This is a genomic window from Streptomyces sp. NPDC005551 (genome assembly GCF_042871785.1).
In the GTDB taxonomy this organism is placed as follows: domain Bacteria; phylum Actinomycetota; class Actinomycetes; order Streptomycetales; family Streptomycetaceae; genus Streptomyces.
On sequence record NZ_JBIAJE010000008.1, the window covers coordinates 418,105 to 436,269 of the forward strand.

At 72.6% G+C, this 18,165-nt stretch carries 16 protein-coding genes; 9 read left to right on the forward strand and 7 right to left on the reverse strand.

From position 1 onward, the window contains the following. Positions 1-14 precede the first annotated feature (14 nt). The 3 genes from ACFYP4_RS25010 to ACFYP4_RS25020 are packed head-to-tail and all read right to left on the reverse strand — an operon-like array spanning position 15 to position 2,502. Positions 15-740 carry an ATP-binding protein gene (locus tag ACFYP4_RS25010; protein WP_388788152.1) on the reverse strand — a complete coding sequence of 242 codons (726 nt, stop codon included), beginning with the start codon at positions 738-740 and terminating at the stop codon, positions 15-17. Further along, entirely contained in the window at positions 737-1,408 is a 672-nt protein-coding gene (locus ACFYP4_RS25015; protein WP_388788155.1) for a CE1759 family FMN reductase, read from the reverse strand. The genes ACFYP4_RS25010 and ACFYP4_RS25015 overlap by 4 nt, the downstream gene beginning before the upstream one ends. Further along, complete coding sequence (locus ACFYP4_RS25020) at positions 1,405-2,502, reverse strand: LLM class flavin-dependent oxidoreductase (RefSeq protein ID WP_358851018.1); 1,098 nt, start codon at positions 2,500-2,502, stop codon at positions 1,405-1,407. The genes ACFYP4_RS25015 and ACFYP4_RS25020 overlap by 4 nt, the downstream gene beginning before the upstream one ends. 127 nt (positions 2,503-2,629) lie before the next feature. Here ACFYP4_RS25020 and ACFYP4_RS25025 point away from each other — a divergent pair, with 127 nt between their 5' ends. Beyond that, entirely contained in the window at positions 2,630-3,445 is an 816-nt protein-coding gene (locus ACFYP4_RS25025; protein ID WP_358851019.1) for a helix-turn-helix transcriptional regulator, read from the forward strand. A gap of 86 nt (positions 3,446-3,531) precedes the next feature. Continuing rightward, a complete protein-coding gene (locus ACFYP4_RS25030) occupies positions 3,532-4,920 on the forward strand; it encodes an MFS transporter (protein ID WP_388788159.1) in 1,389 nt (462 codons plus the stop codon). 19 nt (positions 4,921-4,939) lie between these two features. Here ACFYP4_RS25030 and ACFYP4_RS25035 read toward each other — a convergent pair whose 3' ends face one another. Beyond that, a complete protein-coding gene (locus ACFYP4_RS25035; RefSeq protein ID WP_388788234.1) occupies positions 4,940-5,425 on the reverse strand; it encodes a MarR family winged helix-turn-helix transcriptional regulator in 486 nt (161 codons plus the stop codon). A gap of 377 nt (positions 5,426-5,802) precedes the next feature. Here ACFYP4_RS25035 and ACFYP4_RS25040 point away from each other — a divergent pair, with 377 nt between their 5' ends. Together ACFYP4_RS25040 and ACFYP4_RS25045 are read left to right on the forward strand one after the other, a co-directional pair. Next, positions 5,803-6,141: a YnfA family protein gene (locus ACFYP4_RS25040; RefSeq protein ID WP_388788163.1), complete on the forward strand. Its 339-nt coding sequence runs from the start codon at positions 5,803-5,805 to the stop codon at positions 6,139-6,141. A gap of 123 nt (positions 6,142-6,264) precedes the next feature. Further along, positions 6,265-7,032, forward strand: coding sequence for an SDR family NAD(P)-dependent oxidoreductase (locus ACFYP4_RS25045; protein ID WP_358851022.1), 768 nt, complete (start codon positions 6,265-6,267; stop codon positions 7,030-7,032). 50 nt (positions 7,033-7,082) lie between these two features. Here ACFYP4_RS25045 and ACFYP4_RS25050 read toward each other — a convergent pair whose 3' ends face one another. Further along, positions 7,083-8,276 carry an RtcB family protein gene (locus ACFYP4_RS25050; RefSeq protein ID WP_388788167.1) on the reverse strand — a complete coding sequence of 398 codons (1,194 nt, stop codon included), beginning with the start codon at positions 8,274-8,276 and terminating at the stop codon, positions 7,083-7,085. A 203-nt stretch (positions 8,277-8,479) separates the two neighbouring features. On the opposite strand from ACFYP4_RS25050, the gene ACFYP4_RS25055 reads away from it, so the two are divergent. The 3 genes from ACFYP4_RS25055 (at position 8,480) to ACFYP4_RS25065 (ending at position 11,998) form a co-directional block, all read left to right on the forward strand. Continuing rightward, on the forward strand, positions 8,480-9,385 hold the full coding sequence (locus ACFYP4_RS25055; RefSeq protein WP_358851024.1) for a DUF3558 domain-containing protein: 906 nt from the start codon (positions 8,480-8,482) through the stop codon (positions 9,383-9,385). Between the two features lie 144 nt (positions 9,386-9,529). Then, a complete protein-coding gene (locus tag ACFYP4_RS25060) occupies positions 9,530-10,450 on the forward strand; it encodes a DUF3558 domain-containing protein (RefSeq protein WP_358851025.1) in 921 nt (306 codons plus the stop codon). A 207-nt stretch (positions 10,451-10,657) separates the two neighbouring features. Next, positions 10,658-11,998: a DUF2637 domain-containing protein gene (locus tag ACFYP4_RS25065; RefSeq protein WP_358851026.1), complete on the forward strand. Its 1,341-nt coding sequence runs from the start codon at positions 10,658-10,660 to the stop codon at positions 11,996-11,998. Between the two features lie 152 nt (positions 11,999-12,150). On the opposite strand, the gene lysS is transcribed toward ACFYP4_RS25065, so the two are convergent. Then, positions 12,151-13,896, reverse strand: a complete 1,746-nt coding sequence (gene lysS, locus ACFYP4_RS25070; RefSeq protein ID WP_358855305.1) for a lysine--tRNA ligase — start codon at positions 13,894-13,896, stop codon at positions 12,151-12,153. A 146-nt stretch (positions 13,897-14,042) separates the two neighbouring features. On the opposite strand from lysS, the gene argS reads away from it, so the two are divergent. Both argS and ACFYP4_RS25080 read left to right on the forward strand, forming a co-directional pair. After that, positions 14,043-15,812: an arginine--tRNA ligase gene (argS, locus tag ACFYP4_RS25075; protein WP_358855303.1), complete on the forward strand. Its 1,770-nt coding sequence runs from the start codon at positions 14,043-14,045 to the stop codon at positions 15,810-15,812. Between the two features lie 45 nt (positions 15,813-15,857). After that, a complete protein-coding gene (locus tag ACFYP4_RS25080) occupies positions 15,858-16,742 on the forward strand; it encodes a DUF4253 domain-containing protein (protein WP_358855302.1) in 885 nt (294 codons plus the stop codon). An 80-nt stretch (positions 16,743-16,822) separates the two neighbouring features. On the opposite strand, the gene ACFYP4_RS25085 is transcribed toward ACFYP4_RS25080, so the two are convergent. Continuing rightward, on the reverse strand, positions 16,823-18,037 hold the full coding sequence (locus ACFYP4_RS25085; protein ID WP_388788173.1) for a PLP-dependent aminotransferase family protein: 1,215 nt from the start codon (positions 18,035-18,037) through the stop codon (positions 16,823-16,825). Positions 18,038-18,165: the final 128 nt, after the last annotated feature.

Genomic DNA, 18,165 nt, shown 5'->3' on the forward strand with positions numbered 1-18,165 from the left:
GCCGGTGGGCGGAGTCAGCCGCGGCCGTCGTCCTCGGAGCCACCGGCGTCCACCGAGAACCCGATCACCGCACCGCCACCCTCCCCGCGGAGGGCGAATACCGTCCCGCCGAGCGACGCGGCGACCTCCCGCGCGATGGAGAGTCCGAGCCCCGAGCCCGGCCGACCGCAGGCGTCGGCGGCCCGGTAGGAGCGGTCGAAGACACGGGCTCCGTCGCCCTCGGCGATCCCCGGCCCTGGCCCAGCACCTCGGCCCGCACCGCGCCGGCCCCCGCCGGCCCAGGAACCCGGCCCGTGCGCCCCTGAGCCCCGGCCGACGCGCCCGCCCGACCCGGAGCCCCGGCCCGCATGCCCGCCCCCTGAGCTCCGGCTCACCTGCGCCTGCTCACCTGCCCCACTTGCCGAGTCACCGCCGGTCGCCGGCGGCCGTAGGCAGGACGCCGAGCCCGGTACGAGGAGACGGCGGCCCGTACGACGGGCGCGCGGGCCCCGGCAGGCCGCCGCCACCCCGTACGACACGAGTGCGGGGGCGAGCCGGAGGCCGCGTTCCCTCGCCCCCTCCCGTCGGCCGGTCCCCCGACGCGCAGCGCGCGGAACACGACGGCACCGGCCACGGGTGAGGCCCCCGTCCCGCCCGTGGCAGGGGCCCCGCCCCACCCTCGGCACCCCCGGGCCGGTAGGCCTGCCGGTGCCTGCCCCCGGCAGGTCACGGAGACCCCGTGACCTGCCGGGTGCCCTCACCTCGTGCGCAGGGCAGCGAGCCGTTCCTCGAAGGGGATCACCGTCGTGGCCCCCGCCGCCCGGACCGGCCCGGCGTCCCCGGACCGGCCGGCCACCGGTCCGTGGTGAGCGGGTCCGTCGGACACGGGCCCGGCGCCCGCCCGGCCGCCGACCGCGCCCATGAGCGTCGCCAGCTCGCCCGCCGCCCGCTCGATCCGCTCGGACAGTCCCTCGGCACCCCAGTCCTCCGAGGCCGCGTACACCCCGGTGGGCACGACCACGGCCCGCAGGTACGCGAAGAGCGGGCGCAGCGCGTGGTCGAGCACCATCGAGTGCCGGGCCGTGCCGCCGGTCGCCGCGACGAGGACCGGCTTTCCGGCGAGCGCCTCCTGGTCGCCGGCGCTCAGCACGTCGAAGAAGGACTTGAACAGGCCGCTGTAGGAGGCCGAGAAGACGGGCGTGACGACGATCAGGCCGTCCGCCGTGCTCACCGCCTCGAAGGCGGCGCCGAGTGCCCGCCCGGGGAATCCGTTGGTGAAGTTGTGAGCGATCTCCACGGCCAGGTCGCGCAGTTCCACGACCTCGACGGCCGCCGGGGTCCGTCCCGTGGTCGCGGCGGCCAGCCGGTCGGCCAGCAGCCGGGTGGACGACGGGACGCTCAGTCCCGCAGAGACGACGACGAGCTTCATGCGCTCGGCACCTCCTCCCGGGTACGGGCCGCGGCGAGCCGCGCCGCGTGCGTCGGGGCGTCCGGCACCCCGGCCGGGCGCCTTCTGTCGAACTCCTCGCGCAGCACGGGGACGACCTCCTCGCCGAGCAGGTCGAGCTGTTCCAGCACGGTCTTCAGCGGCAGCCCCGCGTGGTCCATCAGGAACAGCTGTCGCTGGTAGTCGCCGGCGTACTCGCGGAAGGCGAGCGTCTTCTCGATCACCTGCTGCGGCGATCCGACGGTCAGCGGTGTCTGGTCGGTGAAGTCCTCCAGCGACGGACCGTGCCCGTACACCGGCGCGTTGTCGAAGTACGGGCGGAACTCCCGTACCGCGTCCTGCGAGTTGTGCCGCATGAAGACCTGCCCGCCGAGCCCGACGATCGCCTGTTCCGGCGTGCCGTGCCCGTAGTGGGCGTACCGCTCCCGGTAGAGCTCGACCATCCGCTTGGTGTGGTCGGCCGGCCAGAAGATGTTGTTGTGGAAGAAGCCGTCGCCGTAGTACGCGGCCTGCTCGGCGATCTCGGGCGAGCGGATCGACCCGTGCCAGACGAAGGGCGGTACGCCGTCCAGCGGGCGCGGCGTCGCCGTGAACGACTGGAGCGGCGTGCGGAACTTCCCCTCCCAGGTCACCACGTCCTCGCGCCACAGGCGGTGCAGCAGGGCGTAGTTCTCCACGGCGAGGTTGATGCCCTCACGGATGTCCTTGCCGAACCAGGGGTACACCGGGCCGGTGTTGCCGCGGCCCATCATCAGATCCACGCGGCCGTCCGCGAGGTGCTGGAGCATCGCGAAGTCCTCGGCGATCTTCACCGGGTCGTTGGTGGTGATCAGCGTGGTGGAGGTGGACAGCACCAGCTTCTCGGTGCGGGCGGCGAGGTAGCCGAGCATCGTGGTGGGCGACGAGGGCACGAAGGGCGGGTTGTGGTGCTCGCCGGTCGCGAAGACGTCGAGGCCCACCTCCTCGGCCTTCTGCGCGATGGCGACCATGGCCTTGATGCGCTCGTGCTCGGTCGGCGTACGGCCGGTCGTCGGGTCCGGTGTCACATCGCCGACGCTGAAGATCCCGAACTGCATGGTCGCTCACCCTCCACAGGTTGTTTATGATTCAACTATACCTGCAAACGGTGCACCCCCCGTACGTATTCCTCACCCCGCCACCACGGGCCCGGCCACTGTCGTACCCCCGGCCTACGATCGCGTCATGGCCGCCCCACGCCGTGACACGCGCGGCATCGTCGACGCGGCGGAGCTGTTCTCGCACGTACGCTTCCGCCGCCACGAGCCCGCCGAGCCGCTGCGCCCCTATCTGGAGCACTACTGGCTGATCGACTGGGACCTCCCCGAGCCGTACGCCTCGCACGTCGTGCCGCACCCCTCGGTGAACGTGGTCTTCCAGCGGTACGCGGACCGGGAGCCCTTCGGCGAGGTCTCCGGCATCGGGCTCGGACTGTTCACGCAGAAGCTGGAGGGGCGCGGACGGGTGTGCGGGATCCAGTTCCGGCCCGGCGGTTTCCGTCCCTTCGCGCCGGACCGGCCCCTGGCCTCGCTGACCGGCCGGCGACTGGCGCTGGACGCGGTGTTCGGCCCGGCGGAGGGTGCCGCCGAGGCCGTACTGACCCCGGACGACGAGCGGGCCCGGGTGGCCGCACTCGACGCGTTCCTGCTGGGACTCGGTCCGCGGCCGGACCTCCGGGCCGAGCTCGCGACGGCCCTGGTCGACCGCGTCCGGCACGACCGCACCGTCCGCCGCGTCGCGGACCTCGCCCGCGCGGAGGGCATGTCGGTCCGTGCCGTGCAGCGGCTGTTCGCCGCCCAGGTCGGCGTCGGCCCCAAGTGGATCATCCTCCGGTACCGCATCCACGAGGCCCTGGAGCGCGCGGAGACCTCCCGGGACGTGGACTGGGCGGCACTCGCGGCCGAGCTCGGCTATGCCGACCAGGCCCACCTGATCAGGGACTTCACAGCGACGGTCGGAGTGCCACCGACCGCGTACGCGGTCGGCGGCCGGCCGACGTAACAGGCTTTCGGCAATCCGGTTGACGCGACCCTCCCGCCTGCCGCACATTTATCTGCGTGACACAGATTCTTCCTGACGCAACTAAAATGGACCATCCATCCGCCAGGACCCGCTGGGCGATCCTCGCCGTCGTCCTCGCGGCCGACGTCCTGGACCTCCTCGACGCCACGATCACCAACATCGCCGCCCCGACCATCGCCCGGGATCTCGGCGGCGGTCCCGCCCTCATCCAGTGGCTCGGCGCCTCCTACGCGCTCGCGCTGGGTGTTCTGCTCGTCGTGGGCGGCCGGCTCGGCGACAAGTACGGGCGGCGCCGCCTCTTCCTCGCCGGACTCGCCGGGTTCACCGCCGCCTCCCTCGCCTGCGGCCTGGCCGTGAACCCCGGGACGCTCGTCGTCGCCCGGCTCGCCCAGGGCGCCTTCGGCGCGCTCGTCATCCCACAGGGCTTCGGAATCCTCGGCGCCGCCTGGCCCCGCGACCAGATCGGCAAGGCCTTCAGCCTCTTCGGACCGGTCATGGGGCTCTCCGCGGTCGGCGGCCCGGTCCTCGCCGGGTTCCTGGTCGACGCCGACATCGGCGGACTCGGCTGGCGCCCGATGTTCCTGATCAACCTGCTGCTAGGCGGGGCCGCACTCCTCGCCGCCATCCGGCTCCTGCCCCGCGACACCGGCGACCGCACGGTCTCCGTCGACGGCCCGGGGGCCGCCCTGCTCGCCGGCGCGATGCTCGGCCTCCTGGCCGGCCTCATCAAGGGCTCCGCCGACGGCTGGACCGCGGCCCCGGCCCTCCTCCTCGTCGCCGGACTCGCCCTGTCCACCGCGTTCTGCCACCGCCAGCGCACCGCCGCGAACCCGCTGATCCAGCCCTCACTGCTGCACAACCGCGGCTTCACGTCGGGCCTGTTCGTCGGCGCCGTCTTCTTCGCCGCCGTCGCCGGGCTCCTCTACGTCGTCTCCCTCTTCCTGCAACAGGGACTCGGCCGCTCCCCCACGGGCGCCGCACTCGGCCTGCTGCCCCTGTCCGCGGGCATCGTCGTCGCGTCGATCGCCTGTTACCGCCTGATCGGCAGGTTCGGCCGCCGGCTCGTCCTCGCCGGCCTGCTGATCACCCTGGCCGGCACGTCCTGGCTGCTCGCTCTCGTCGCCGCCGCCGGCACGGACACCGGCGGCTGGGCCCTCGTCCCGCCGCTGCTCGTCGTGGGGATCGGCATGGGCACCTGCTTCGGCACGGTCTACGACGTCGCGCTCGGCGACATCGCCCCCGACGAGGCGGGCAGCGCGGGCGGTTCGCTCGGCGCGGCACAGCAGCTCGCCAACGCGGCCGGGGCGGCGGCGGTGACCTCCGTCTACTTCACCGCGGGCGGCGGGGAGGAGCACGCCACCACGGTGGCCCTCGCCGTGGTCGCCGCGGGCACGCTCGTGTGCTGTCCCCTCGTACGGCTCCTGCCGCGCAGGGCACCGGACAGGCACCAGTGACCCGAGCCGCAGGTCCGGGTCACCGGGGGGTGTCGAGCGCGCCGCTCCTGAGCCGGGCGATCTGCTTCCCGGTGAACTCGACGGTCCGGCGCATGTGGCCGATGATCAGAACGAGTTCGGCGTCGTCCAGTCCCTCGAAGAGGGTGTACCAGCCGGCGCCCAGCCGGTCCCACATCCGGCCGAACTCGGCGAGCTTCTCGGGCACGGTCGCCACGAGGACACGCCTGCGGTCGGCCGCGTCCCTCTCCCGCACGACGTAGCCCGCCCTCTCCAGCCGGTCCACGAGCCGCGTCGCCGAGCCGGTCGTCAGCCCCGTCAGCTCCGCGATCCGGCCCGTCGTGACCGGCCCCTCCTCCAGGCTGAGCAGGTTCAGGCACTGGAGATCCGTGGGGTGCAGCTTCAGGTGGTCGGCGACGGCCTGGTTGAACAGGGCGTACGAGGCCATGTAGCGCCGCGACTCGACCGACAGATCCGCCGTCAGCCGCTCCCGCCCGTTCCCGCCCATCACGCCCGCCTTCCGCACGACCGCACATGCTACGCCGCCGAGGGCCGGCACCTCCCCGGGCTCCGCGCGATCCGGAGCGCCGCCGGGCAGGTCGACTCCCCCGTGCCCGAAACAACCCGCACCCGCCCGCCCGCACCCCAGCCGGAACGACCCGCACCCGCCATCCGGCCGAAGGGGCCGTGCCGGTACATCAAATGCCCGTTGCAGGTCGGGCGGACAACCCCGGTTCACCCCCGTCACCAGCGTGCAGGCCCGACCTGCAACGGGCGGATGCACCGGCGCGGCCCCGACCCACCCACCGGAGCGTGGGCGCACCGACGCCCACCGCAGCAGGCGCCCACCCGTCGGGCGAGCCCACCGCATGCCAGAGTGATCGCATGTCCGTGCTCCGTTCAGGCGCCCTCTTCCTCCTCGCCGCCCTCTTCGAGATCGGCGGCGCCTGGCTGGTCTGGCAGGGCGTACGCGAGCACCGCGGCGCCCTGTGGACCGGCGCCGGCGTGCTCGCCCTCGGCGCCTACGGTTTCGTCGCCACACTCCAGCCGGACGCCGAGTTCGGCCGCATCCTCGCCGCGTACGGCGGAGTCTTCGTCGCCGGCTCACTCGCCTGGGGCATGGCCGCGGACGGTTACCGCCCCGACCGCTGGGACGTTGCCGGCGCCCTGGTCTGCCTCGCCGGCATGGCGATCATCATGTACGCCCCCCGTGGCGGCAGTTGACACCGGTCCACGCGATCAACGGGAAGGGGGCGGGCCCCGGCCCGCCCCCCACACCGCCCGCCTATCCTGGCCGCACACCGAACAGCAACCCGCACACCGCACACCGCACCGAGGAGCAGCCGTATGACCCCCGCCGCCGCGTCACGTATCGCCGTCATCACCGGCGCGAGCAGCGGCATCGGTGCCGCCACGGCCCGCCAACTCGCCGCGGCGGGCTACCGCGTCGTACTGACGGCACGCCGCAAGGACCGTATCGAGGCGCTGGCGGAGGAGATCACCGCGGCGGGCCACCAGGCGACGGCGTACGCGCTGGACATCACGGACCGCGCGGCGGTCGACGAGTTCGCGAGCGCGTTCAAGACGATCGGTGTCCTGGTCAACAACGCGGGCGGCGCGCTCGGCGCGGATCCGGTCGCCACCGGTGACCCCGCGGACTGGCGCCGGATGTACGAGACGAACGTGATCGGCACCCTGAACGTCACGCAGGCCCTGCTGCCGGCCCTCACGGCGAGCGGCGACGGCACGGTCGTGGTGCTCTCCTCGACGGCCGGCCACAGCACGTACGAGGGCGGTGGCGGCTACGTCGCCGCGAAGCACGCCGAGCACGTGCTCGCCGAGACCCTCCGCCTGGAGATCGTCGGCACGCCGGTCCGGGTCGTCGAGGTGGCGCCGGGCATGGTGAAGACGGACGAGTTCGCGCTGACGCGTTTCGGCGGGGACGCGGAGCGGGCGGCCAAGGTGTACGCGGGCGTCGCGGAGCCGCTGACGGCGGACGACGTGGCGGACACCATCACCTGGGCGGTCACCCGCCCCAGCCACGTCAACATCGACCTGCTGGTCGTCCGCCCCCGCGCCCAGGCCTCGAACACGAAGATCCACCGGGACGCCTGACGCACCGGGCGGGGTCCCCGGGCCGTGCCGGGGTCCCCGCCGCGAGTGCGTCAGCCCTTCACGCAGATGAACTGCTTCAGCTTCGCCACGACCTCGACCAGATCGCGCTGCTGCTCCATCACCTGCTCGATCGGCTTGTACGCGGCCGGGATCTCGTCCACGACACCGGAGTCCTTGCGGCACTCCACGCCCCGCGTCTGCTCCTCCAGGTCCTTCGCCGTGAAGCGGCGCTTCGCGGCGTTCCGGCTCATCCGCCGGCCGGCGCCGTGCGAGGCCGAGTTGAAGGACTTGTCGTTGCCGAGGCCCTTCACGATGTACGAACCGGTGCCCATGGAACCGGGGATGATCCCGTACTCGCCGGACCCCGCGCGGATCGCGCCCTTGCGGGTCACCAGCAGGTCCATGCCGTCGTACCGCTCCTCGCTCACGTAGTTGTGGTGGCAGGAGATCTCCGGCTCGAAGGCCGGCTTCGCCTTCTTGAACTCCTTGCGGACCACGTCCTTCAGGAGCGCCATCATGATCGTGCGATTGTGCTTGGCGTACTCCTGCGCCCAGAACAGGTCGTTGCGGTACGCCGCCATCTGCGGGGTGTCCGCGACGAAGACCGCGAGGTCACGGTCGACCAGACCCTGGTTGTGCGGGAGTTTCTGCGCGACACCGATGTGGTGCTCGGCCAGTTCCTTGCCGATGTTCCGCGAGCCGGAGTGCAGCATCAGCCAGACAGAACCGGATGTATCGGTGCAGAGTTCCACAAAGTGGTTTCCGGAGCCGAGCGTTCCCATCTGCTTGGCCGCCCGCTCCCGGCGGAACTTCACCGCTTCGGCGACGCCGTCGAAGCGCCCCCAGAAGTCGTCCCACCCGGCCGTCGCCAGACCGTGGAAGCCGCCGGACCCGACCGCGGAGTCATGCATCCCGCGGCCCACCGGAATGGCCTGCTCGATTTTCGACCGGAGCCGGGTCAGGTCCCCCGGCAGGTCGTTGGCGGTGAGCGAGGTCCTGACCGCGGACATCCCGCAGCCGATGTCCACCCCCACCGCCGCCGGACACACCGCGTCCCGCATGGCGATGACGGAGCCGACCGTCGCGCCCTTGCCGTAGTGCACGTCCGGCATCACGGCGAGGCCCTTGATCCACGGCAGCGTCGCCACGTTCTGGAGCTGGCGCAGTGCGCCGTCCTCGACCGAGGCGGGATCGGCCCACATACGGATGGGAACCTTCGCGCCCGGCACTTCCACGTACGACATATCGTCCTCATTCCCCCGGAAAACCAACAGAAGTCTCAGATCGCAAAACCGGCGCCTAGGTCGACGTATGGGACAACGGACCAGCGTCCACGGCTGTGCGTGCGATACACATTGTTCCCAGCGGCCGCCCCCGTGCGGCAAGCGAATAACCACAGGACACCGCCCGGCACCGGATCGCGGGCGCCGTCGAGAGGAGTCTGACCGTGCAGCGGAAGGCGTACGTACCGGGCGCCGCCGTGCTCCTCGCGACACTGCTGGCCGGCTGCACCGGCGGCTCGGACGACGGTGGCACACCCCCCGACTCGAAGGCCGGCGACTCCACCGCGACGAGGGCGGCCGCCCAGCCCGGCAGGTACCGCACGCTCCCCGAGCCGTGCGGAGCGATCGGCCACGAGACCCTCGACGCGCTGCTCCCGGGGATCGCGGAGATCACGGACGCGCAGCGGCGCGAGAAGGCGTACGCGGGCGAGGCGACGCTGACGTTCGACACGGACCGCAAGGTCGGCTGCCGTTGGAAGGTCGAGTCGGCGGACGCCACGGACCACCTCCTCGTCGACTTCGAGCGGGTGGTGTCCTACGACAGCACCGTCAGCGACGACAGCAGGGCCGCGAAGGTCTACGGCGCGCTGGAGGAGGCGGCGGATCTTCCCGAGCCGTCCTCCCCGGACGCGTCCGGCTCCGGATCGACGTCGGAGGACGCCACGACGGAGGACGCCGCGCCGGAGAAGTCCGCGTCCGGGGACGCCGCGTCGAAGGGCGCCTCGTCGGACGCCCCCTCGTCCGGGAACTCCGGCGACGAGGACACCGCGGCCGGCTCCGCGGACGACACCCCCTCCGGGTCCGCCACGGCGACCGGAACCCCGGCCGCCCTCCCGCCCCGCACGCTCGACGGTCTGGGCGACGAGGCGTTCCTCGACGACGAGCTGAGCGCGGCCGGTTCGACGGTCCGGCAGCGCACGGTGACTGTGGTGTTCCGCACGTCCAACGTGGTCGTGACCATCCGGTACGAGGAGCAGCCGGCCGGGGTGGGCGTCGTCCCGGACAGCGAGGAAATGCAGGACAGGGCCCGGAAACTGGCCGAGCGCCTCGCCGAATCGCTCAACTCCTAGCGTGCGGCGCGCGCCCCGCGTCCTTCCCGCCGAACTCCGTGAAGCGGGCCGCGCTCCACGCTCACCGCGTACCGTGGCCCCTCGGACCGGACGGTCGCACGACCCATGTGCGTCCGCACCACGAGCGTCATGAGTGAAGGAAGCATGCACCGAACAGCACAGCGAGCCCCGCGAGACCAGCGAGTACTGCGACTTCCCCGCATCCTTGTGTGCGCCGCCGCCGTCCCGGTGATGCTCGTCGCCGCCGGCTGTTCCTCGGACTCCGGCTCCGGCGACGACGCGAAGCAGAGTGCCGGGCAGAGCGCGAAGCCGTCGGCGAGCGCCTCGGCGGACGCGATCGAGCCGGCCGCGTACGCGAAGCTGCCCGAGCCGTGCTCGGTGGTGTCGAAGAAGACCCTGGGCGATCTGGTCCCCGAGGCCGGGAAGTCGGGCAGGGAAGGCAAGTCGGACGACCTGTCGGTGCGCGGCAACTGCTACTGGGACAGCCTGGACAGCAACGGTGTGAAGGGCTCTCAGTACCGCTGGCTGAACGTGGCCATGCTGCGCTTCGACTCGGACGCGCGCGGCGAGGGCGACAAGCTCGCGCACGACTACTACGAGAAGCAGGTCGCGGGCGCGCAGGCGGTGTCCGGGGCCAAGAACACGAAGTCGGAGCCGGTGTCCGGGACGGGCGACGAGGCGACGGCCGTGCGGTACGAGCTGAAGAAGAAGGAAGGCTCGTTCAGGCAGCAGACGGTCGTGACGCGCGTGGAGAACGTCGTCATCACCCTCGACTACAACGGCGCGGGCCTCGCGGGTGACAAGGCACCGGACGCCGCCGGCCTGGTGAAGGACGCGCAGAAGGCGGCCAAGGAGGCGGTGGCCGCGGTGGCCGCCGCGAACGGGGACGGGGACGGGGCGAGCGCCGCTCCGTCGAAGTCGGCCTCGAAGTCGGCCTCGAAGTCGCCCTCCAAGCCGGCGTCGAAGTCGCCTTCGAAGTCCGCGTCGAAGACGCCGGGCGAGTCGGCGTCCAAGTCGCCCGCCCCGTCCAGGTCCGTGAGCAAGGCCGCCGCCAGGAAGGCCTGACGAGCCCGGCGACAGGGCGCTGATCCGCTCCCGGTCCGCGATCCGCGTGCCGGGCCGCCCCCTGTCGCTCAACTCGTCGGCCGGACCGGGCAGTTGCGGGAGCCCGTGCCCCGCGCGGGCCGGGCCCCCGCCGGACCGGCCACCCGTTCGCCGTACACATGTGCCACCCTGTTGCGCGCAACAACACGCAAGGGGAGGGGATCACGGGTGGCCGCGCCACTGCAGCTCACACGGACGCACCGCATTCTCATCGGCGTGGTCGTCGCCGGAGCGGTGGTCATCGCCGGAATCGGCTTCGCCGGTTCGTACGCGGCGGTCCGCGAGCTGGCCCTTGAGAAGGGCTTCGGAAACTTCAGCTACGTCTTCCCGGTCGGCATCGACGCGGGCATCTGTGTGCTGCTCGCCCTCGATCTGCTGCTGACCTGGATCCGCATCCCCTTCCCGCTGCTGCGCCAGACCGCGTGGCTGCTGACGGCGGCGACGATCGCGTTCAACGGCGCGGCGGCCTGGCCCGACCCGCTGGGCACCGGCATGCACGCCGTCATCCCGATCCTGTTCGTGGTGTCGGTGGAGGCGGCCCGGCACGCCATCGGCCGGATCGCGGACATCACCGCCGACAAGCACATGGAGGGCGTCCGGCTCACCCGCTGGCTGCTCTCCCCGCTGCCGACCTTCCTGCTGTGGCGCCGGATGAAGCTGTGGGAGCTGCGCTCCTACGAGCAGGTGATCAAGCTGGAGCAGGAACGTCTCGTCTACCAGGCCCGCCTGCGGTCCCGGTTCGGCCGGGGCTGGCGCCGCAAGGCCCCGGTGGAGTCGCTGATGCCGCTGCGCTTGGCGCGCTACGGCGTCCCGCTCGCCGAGACCGCGCCCGCCGGCCTCGCCGCCGCGGGCATCGAGCCGGTCCTGCTGCCCCCGGCCCCGCAGCGGCCGCGGCAGGACGCCCCGGCCGAGGTGGCCGCGGACCGGCCGGCCGTCGCCGCCCCCGCCCTGGAGCCGGCCGCGCCCGAGGACGGGCCGTACCACCAGCCCGAGGGTGCCCCCCGCAGCGGCGGCCGGCCGGACCGCGTACCGGAGCCGGAGCCGGAGGAGAGCCCCTGGTTCGCCGCCCCCGCTCCCACGGAGGTCGTCTACGAGGGCGGATACGACCCCACGTACGTGCCCGAGGAGCAGTACGAGCAGTGGTACGAGGAGCAGCAGTCGCAGCAGTACGAGCCCGGTCCCGAGGAGACGGGCAGCTTCCCGATCCCGTCGGGCCCGGGCCGGACCCGGCAGCTGGGTGAGGGCGGCGGCCCGGACCCGGAGCAGCTGCCGATCCCCGCGCCGCGCGAGGAACGGGCACCGCTCAACGACGAGAAGTCCCGCGAGGAGGGCCTCTACCAGGTGTTCCGGCAGTCGATCAACGGTCAGGGGCTGCCCACCAAGGGCGAGTTCGGCAACAACGTCGAGGCCACGTACGGCGTGACCCTCACCGACAGCGAGCTGAAGCGCTACATGAACCGCTTCCAGAACCGCTTCAACGCGGAGCTGGAGGAGGACCACATCGCGTAGGACAGCCGTACGACGAGAGGGGGGGGCCCGGGGGGGCCCGGGGGCCCCCCCCCGCGGGGGGGGGGGGGGCCCCCCCCCCGGGGGGGGCCCCCCCCCCGCGGGGGGGGGCCCCCGGGTCCCCCCGGGCCCCCCCCTCTCGTCGTACGGGCCGGTCAGGCCCCGAGCAGCTTGCGCACCCGGTCCTGGCCCACCGCGAGCAGCAGCGTGGGCAGACGCGGCCCGGTGTCCCGGCCGACCAGCAGGTGGTACAGGAGGGCGAAGAAGGTGCGCTGGGCGACCTTGATCTCCGGCGGCAGCTCCTTCGGGGTGGCGTCGGCGGAGAAGCCGGCCCGGACCTTCGGGACGCCGTAGACCAGGTGGGTCAGGCCGTCCAGCGACCAGTGGCCGTCGAGGCCCTCCAGGAGCAGGCGCAGCGACTCGCGGCCCTCGTCGTCGAGGGAGGCGAGCAGCTCGGCGTCGGGCTCCTCGCGGACGACGGTGCGCTGCTCGGCGGGGACCTGGGTGTTGATCCACGCCTCGGCCCTGTCGAGCCGGGGCCTGACCACGTCCAGCGAGGTGAGCGGGTTGCCCGGGTCGAGTTCGCTCAGGATCCGCAGCGTCTGGTCCTCGGCGCCCGCGGTGATGTCGGCGACGGAGGCGAGGGTGCGGTACGGCAGCGGACGCGGGGTCTTCGGCAGCTCCCCGGCGGCGGTGCCGACGGCCCGGGTGTGGGCGGCGGCGTCCGCCGGGAGGGCGGTGCCCTCCGCGACCTTGGCGGCGAGCTTGTCCCACTCGTCGTAGAGCCGCTGGATCTCCTGGTCGAAGGCGATCTTGAAGGACTGGTTGGGCCGACGGCGGGCGTAGAGCCAGCGCAGGAGCTGCGGTTCCATGATCTGGAGCGCGTCGGCCGGGGTCGGCACGCCGCCCTTGGAGGACGACATCTTCGCCATGCCGCTGATGCCGACGAACGCGTACATCGGGCCGATCGGCTGCTTGCCGCCGAAGATCCCGACGATCTGCCCGCCGACCTGGAAGCTCGACCCGGGCGAGGAGTGGTCCACGCCGCTGGGCTCGAAGACGACGCCCTCGTACGCCCACCGCATGGGCCAGTCGACCTTCCAGACGAGCTTGCCGCGGTGGAACTCGCTCAGCCGGACGGTCTCGGCGAAGCCGCAGGCCGAGCAGGTGTAGGCGAGCTCGGTGCTGTCGTCGTCGTAGGAGGTGACCGTCGTCAGGTCCTTCTCGCACTGCCCGCAGTAGGGCTTGTACGGGAAGTACCCGGCGGCGGAACCGCTGCCGTCGTCCTCGTCGGCCGCGCCGGAGCCCTCGGCGGCCTCCAGCTCGGCCTCGTCGACCGGCTTCTGCGACTGCTGCTTCTTCGGCGGGGCCTTCTTGGTGCGGTACTGCTCGAGGATCGCGTCGATGTCCCCGCGGTGCTTCATCGCGAACAGGACCTGGTCGCGGTAGACGCCCGAGGTGTACTGCTCGGTCTGGCTGATCCCGTCGTACTCCACGCCGAGCTCGGCGAGCGAGTCGGTCATCGCGGCCTTGAAGTGCGCGGCCCAGTTCGGGTGCGCGGAGCCGGCGGGCGCGGGTACGGAGGTGAGCGGCTTGCCGATGTGCTCGGCCCAGGACGCGTCGACGCCCGCGACGCCGGCCGGGACCTTGCGGTAGCGGTCGTAGTCGTCCCAGGAGATCAGGTGGCGCACGGTGTACCCGCGGCGGCGGATCTCGTCGGCGACCAGGTGCGGGGTCATGACCTCGCGGAGGTTGCCGAGGTGGATCGGGCCGGAGGGGGAGAGTCCGGACGCGACGACCACTGGTTTGCCCGGGGCCCGACGCTCCGACTCGGCGATGACCTCATCCGCGTAACGGGAGACCCAGTCGGTGGTCTCGGTGCTCTGAGCCACGATCGGCACGTCCTTCTTTCTCATACGCCAGTACGGCTGACGCCACCATTCTCCCAGCTCGGGCCGGAACCGCGAAAACGGCTTTTCACCGCATGGGATACTGGGGCTTTCCGTCCTCAGCACCTCCTGGAACCCGAGCAGAACGGCGTCACTCCATGGCCTCGGTCACGTCCCTCACCGCTTCCGTCCACCAGCGCCTCGCGGACGCCCTCTCGGCAGCACTGCCGGAGGCGGGTTCCGCGGACCCGCTGCTGCGACGAAGCGACCGGGCCGACTTCCAGGCCAACGGGATCCTGGCGCTGGCGAAGAAGGCCAAGGCCAACCCGCGCGAGCTGGCGACGCAGGTCGTGGCGCGGGTCGAGTCCGGTGCCGTGATCAAGGACATCGAGGTCTCCGGGCCGGGCTTCCTGAACGTCACGGTCACCGACGCGGCGATCACCGGGAACCTCGCGGCCCGCGCCGCGGACACCGAGGGCCGCCTCGGCGTCCCGCGCGCCGAGCACCCGGGCACCACGGTCATCGACTACGCGCAGCCGAACGTGGCCAAGGAGATGCACGTCGGCCACCTGCGTTCCGCGGTGATCGGCGACGCGGTGGTGCAACTCCTGGAGTTCGCGGGCGAGTCGGTCGTACGGCGTCACCACATCGGCGACTGGGGCACCCAGTTCGGCATGCTCATCCAGTACCTGATCGAGCACCCGCACGAGCTGGACCACAAGGGCGGCGAGGTCTCCGGCGAGGAGGCCATGTCGAACCTGAACCGGCTGTACAAGGCCTCGCGGGCGCTGTTCGACTCCGACGAGGAGTTCAAGACGCGGGCCCGTCGCCGGGTGGTCGACCTCCAGGCGGGCGACGCCGAGACGCTGGCGCTGTGGCAGAAGTTCGTGGACGAGTCGAAGATCTACTTCTACTCGGTCTTCGAGAAGCTGGACATGGAGATCCGCGACCCCGACGTGGTCGGCGAGTCCGGTTACAACGACATGCTGGACGAGACGTGCCGTCTGCTGGAGGAGTCGGGTGTCGCCGTCCGTTCCGAGGGCGCCCTGTGCGTCTTCTTCGACGACGTCAAGGGCCCGGACGGCAACCCGGTCCCGCTGATCGTGCGCAAGTCCGACGGCGGTTACGGGTACGCGGCCACCGACCTCTCGGCGATCCGGGACCGCGTCTTCCGCCTGAAGGCCTCGACCCTGCTCTACGTGGTCGACGCCCGTCAGGCGCTGCACTTCCGGATGGTCTTCGAGACCGCGCGCCGGGCCGGCTGGCTGAACGACGGCGTGGACGCCGTCCAGCTCGCCTTCGGCACGGTGCTCGGCAAGGACGGCAAGCCGTTCAAGACCCGCGAGGGCGAGACGGTCCGGCTGGTCGACCTGCTGGACGAGGCGATCGAGCGGGCGACGGCGGTCGTCCGCGAGAAGGACACGCAGGGGCAGCTGTCCGAGGAGGAGATCGCCGAGCGCGGCACCCAGGTCGGCATCGGCGCGGTGAAGTACGCGGACCTGTCGACGTCCGCGAACCGCGACTACAAGTTCGACCTGGACCAGATGGTCTCGCTGAACGGCGACACCAGCGTCTACCTCCAGTACGCGTACGCCCGGATCCAGTCGATCCTCCGCAAGGCGGGCGACATCTCCCCGGCGGCGCACCCGGAGCTCGAACTGGCCCCGGCCGAGCGTGAACTGGGCCTGCACGCGGACCGGTTCGCGGAGACGGTCGCCGAGGCCGCCGCCGAGTACGCCCCGCACAAGCTGGCGGCATACCTGTACCAACTGGCCTCGCTGTACACGACGTTCTACGACAAGTGCCCGGTCCTGAAGGCGGACAGCCCCGCCCGGATCGAGAACCGCCTGTTCTACTGCGCCGTCACGGCCCGCACGCTCCACCAGGGCATGGCGCTCCTGGGCATCAGGACCCCCGAGCGTCTCTGACCGGCCCCCGGGCCGTTGTCAGTGGCTCCCCCTACAGTCACCGGCATGGCGACTCTTCCGAATCCGCTGCCGAAGCTGAAGGCCGACCCGAGCGGTCGCGCGCTCGGGCTCGAACTCCCGCCCGGGACCCTGGTCGACGAGACGGTCGACGGCCCCTGGCACGAACCGCTTCTGTGGTGCGCCGACGGGCCGGCCGCCCCCGGCGACTGGCTGCGGCTGTCGGCCGCGCGGCGGACGGTGGGGCTGCACCCCGTGCTCATCGCCTCCGGGGAGAAGGACGAGGGCGGCCCCGCCGCCTGGGACCTGGGCCCGGCCAGGACGTCGTACGCGGGCGACCACGACGCCGAGGACGTGCTGGCGGACCTCTGGGAGGAGTACGCGGCGGACGCGCTCGCCGACGTCACGGACTACCCGGGCCGGGACAGGGTGGAGGAGGTCTTCGGTCCCCCCGCGACCTACGACGAGACGGTCGCCCCCTTCGGCCCCCTGTGGCCCGGACTCGCGCCGGCCGGCCCGCTGGACGCCGATCCGGACGCCCGGGCCGGCGAGGTCGCCGACTCCCTCGCCGGCGGTGACTCCTGGCTGAAGGAGCCCCGTCCGGCACTCGTCCCGGCCCGCCGCAGCGCGGACCTCCCGGCGGCCATCGGCTGGTCGGGCGCGGTGAATCACGAGAACGACGTCGCGCGGCTCTCGGCGGTGCTGCGCTCGTGGGAGGACCGCTTCGGGATACGGGTGGTCGCGCTCGCCGCCGACCGGCTGACCGTGTCCGTGGCGGCCCCGCCGGCCACCACGGCCGAGGCCGAGGCGGTCGCCGCCGAGCACTTCGCCCTCTGCCCGGACAACGTCACCCGGGGCGGCCACGAGACGCTGCGCGCGTACGCGGCGCACGAGGTGCTCGGCAAGCGGGTCTGGTCCTTCCACTGGGACTGACAGGCCCGCACCGGGGCCCGGGCGGTCCCCGCACCCCGTCGGGCCATCAGGCCGGCAGGCCCCGCAGGCCTGCCGGGCCGTCAGCTCCGCAGGCCCCGCCCCAGCCTCCGCAGGCCCTCGCCGATCTCCTCCGGGGTCTGGGTGACGAAGCACAGCCGCAGGGTCGCCCGGTCCGGCGGACCCGCGTGGAAGGGCGCCCCGGGCACGTAGGCCACATCCTGCTCCACCACCCGGCGGAGCAGGTCCGTGGTGTCGCAGGAGCCGGGCAGCCGCGCCCAGAGGAACATGCCGCCCGCGGGACGCGTCCACGTGGAGCCGTCGGGCAGGGCGTCGGTGATCCCCGCGAGCATCGCGTCACGCCGCTCGCGGTACGCGTCCGCGACCCGGGCCACGTGCGCGTCCAGGTCCCGGTCGGCCAGATACCTGGCGGCGGCCAGCTGGTTGACGGTCGGGGTGTGCAGGTCGGCGGCCTGCTTGGCGACGACGCAGGCCCGGCGCAGCACGGCCGGCGCCCGCAGCCAGCCCAGCCGCATCCCCGGTGCCATCACCTTGGAGAAGGAGCCCAGCAGTACCGTGCGGTCCCCGGCTCCGTCGTACGAGGCGATCCACGGCACCCGCTCCCCCTCGAAGCGCAGTTCGCCGTACGGGTCGTCCTCGACGATCCACAGCCCGCGCCGGGCGGCGACCCGCGCGACGGCGGCGCGGCGCGCGCCCGGCAGCGTGCGTCCCGTCGGGTTCTGGAAGGTCGGCACGGTGTAGAGCAGCTTGGGCCGCTCGCGCCGCACCAGGGCGTCGAGCGCGTCGGGGTCGAGCCCGTCGTCGTCTCCGGGCACGGCCACCACACGTGCGCCCGCCAGCGAGAACGCCTGAAGTGCCGCCAGGTAGCAGGGACTTTCGACGAGCACGGCGTCGCCGGGCTCCAGCAGGGCGGTGGCGAGGAGCGACAGTGCCTGCTGCGACCCGGTGGTGACCAGCAGGTCGTCCGCCGAGGTCGGCAGCCCGCGCGCGGAGGTGCGCTGCGCGAGGGCCGTACGCAGCGCGGGCTCGCCCTCGGTCGTGGAGTACTGCAGCGCCCGCCCGGGCGTCTCCGCGAGCACGTCCCGGTAGGCGGCGGCGATCCCCTCCGCGTCGAACAGCTCGGGCGCGGGCAGCCCCCCGGCGAAGTTGATCATCCCGGGGCGGGTGGTGACCGCGAGGATGTCCCGTACCGCCGACCCCTTGGCCGACGCGGCCCGCGCGGCGAGCGGCGGAAGAGGGGCGGCGATCGGGGCGGAGACGGGATCGGTGACGGTCACGAGGACGGCTCCTTGTCCTTGATGCGGCTCGTGCCCGCACCCTAGGCAACTGCGTGCCGTCTGCACCGGTAATTCCGGGATCCGGACGACACCGCGGCCGCCACCGGACGACGCGCTCGGCTACCGGG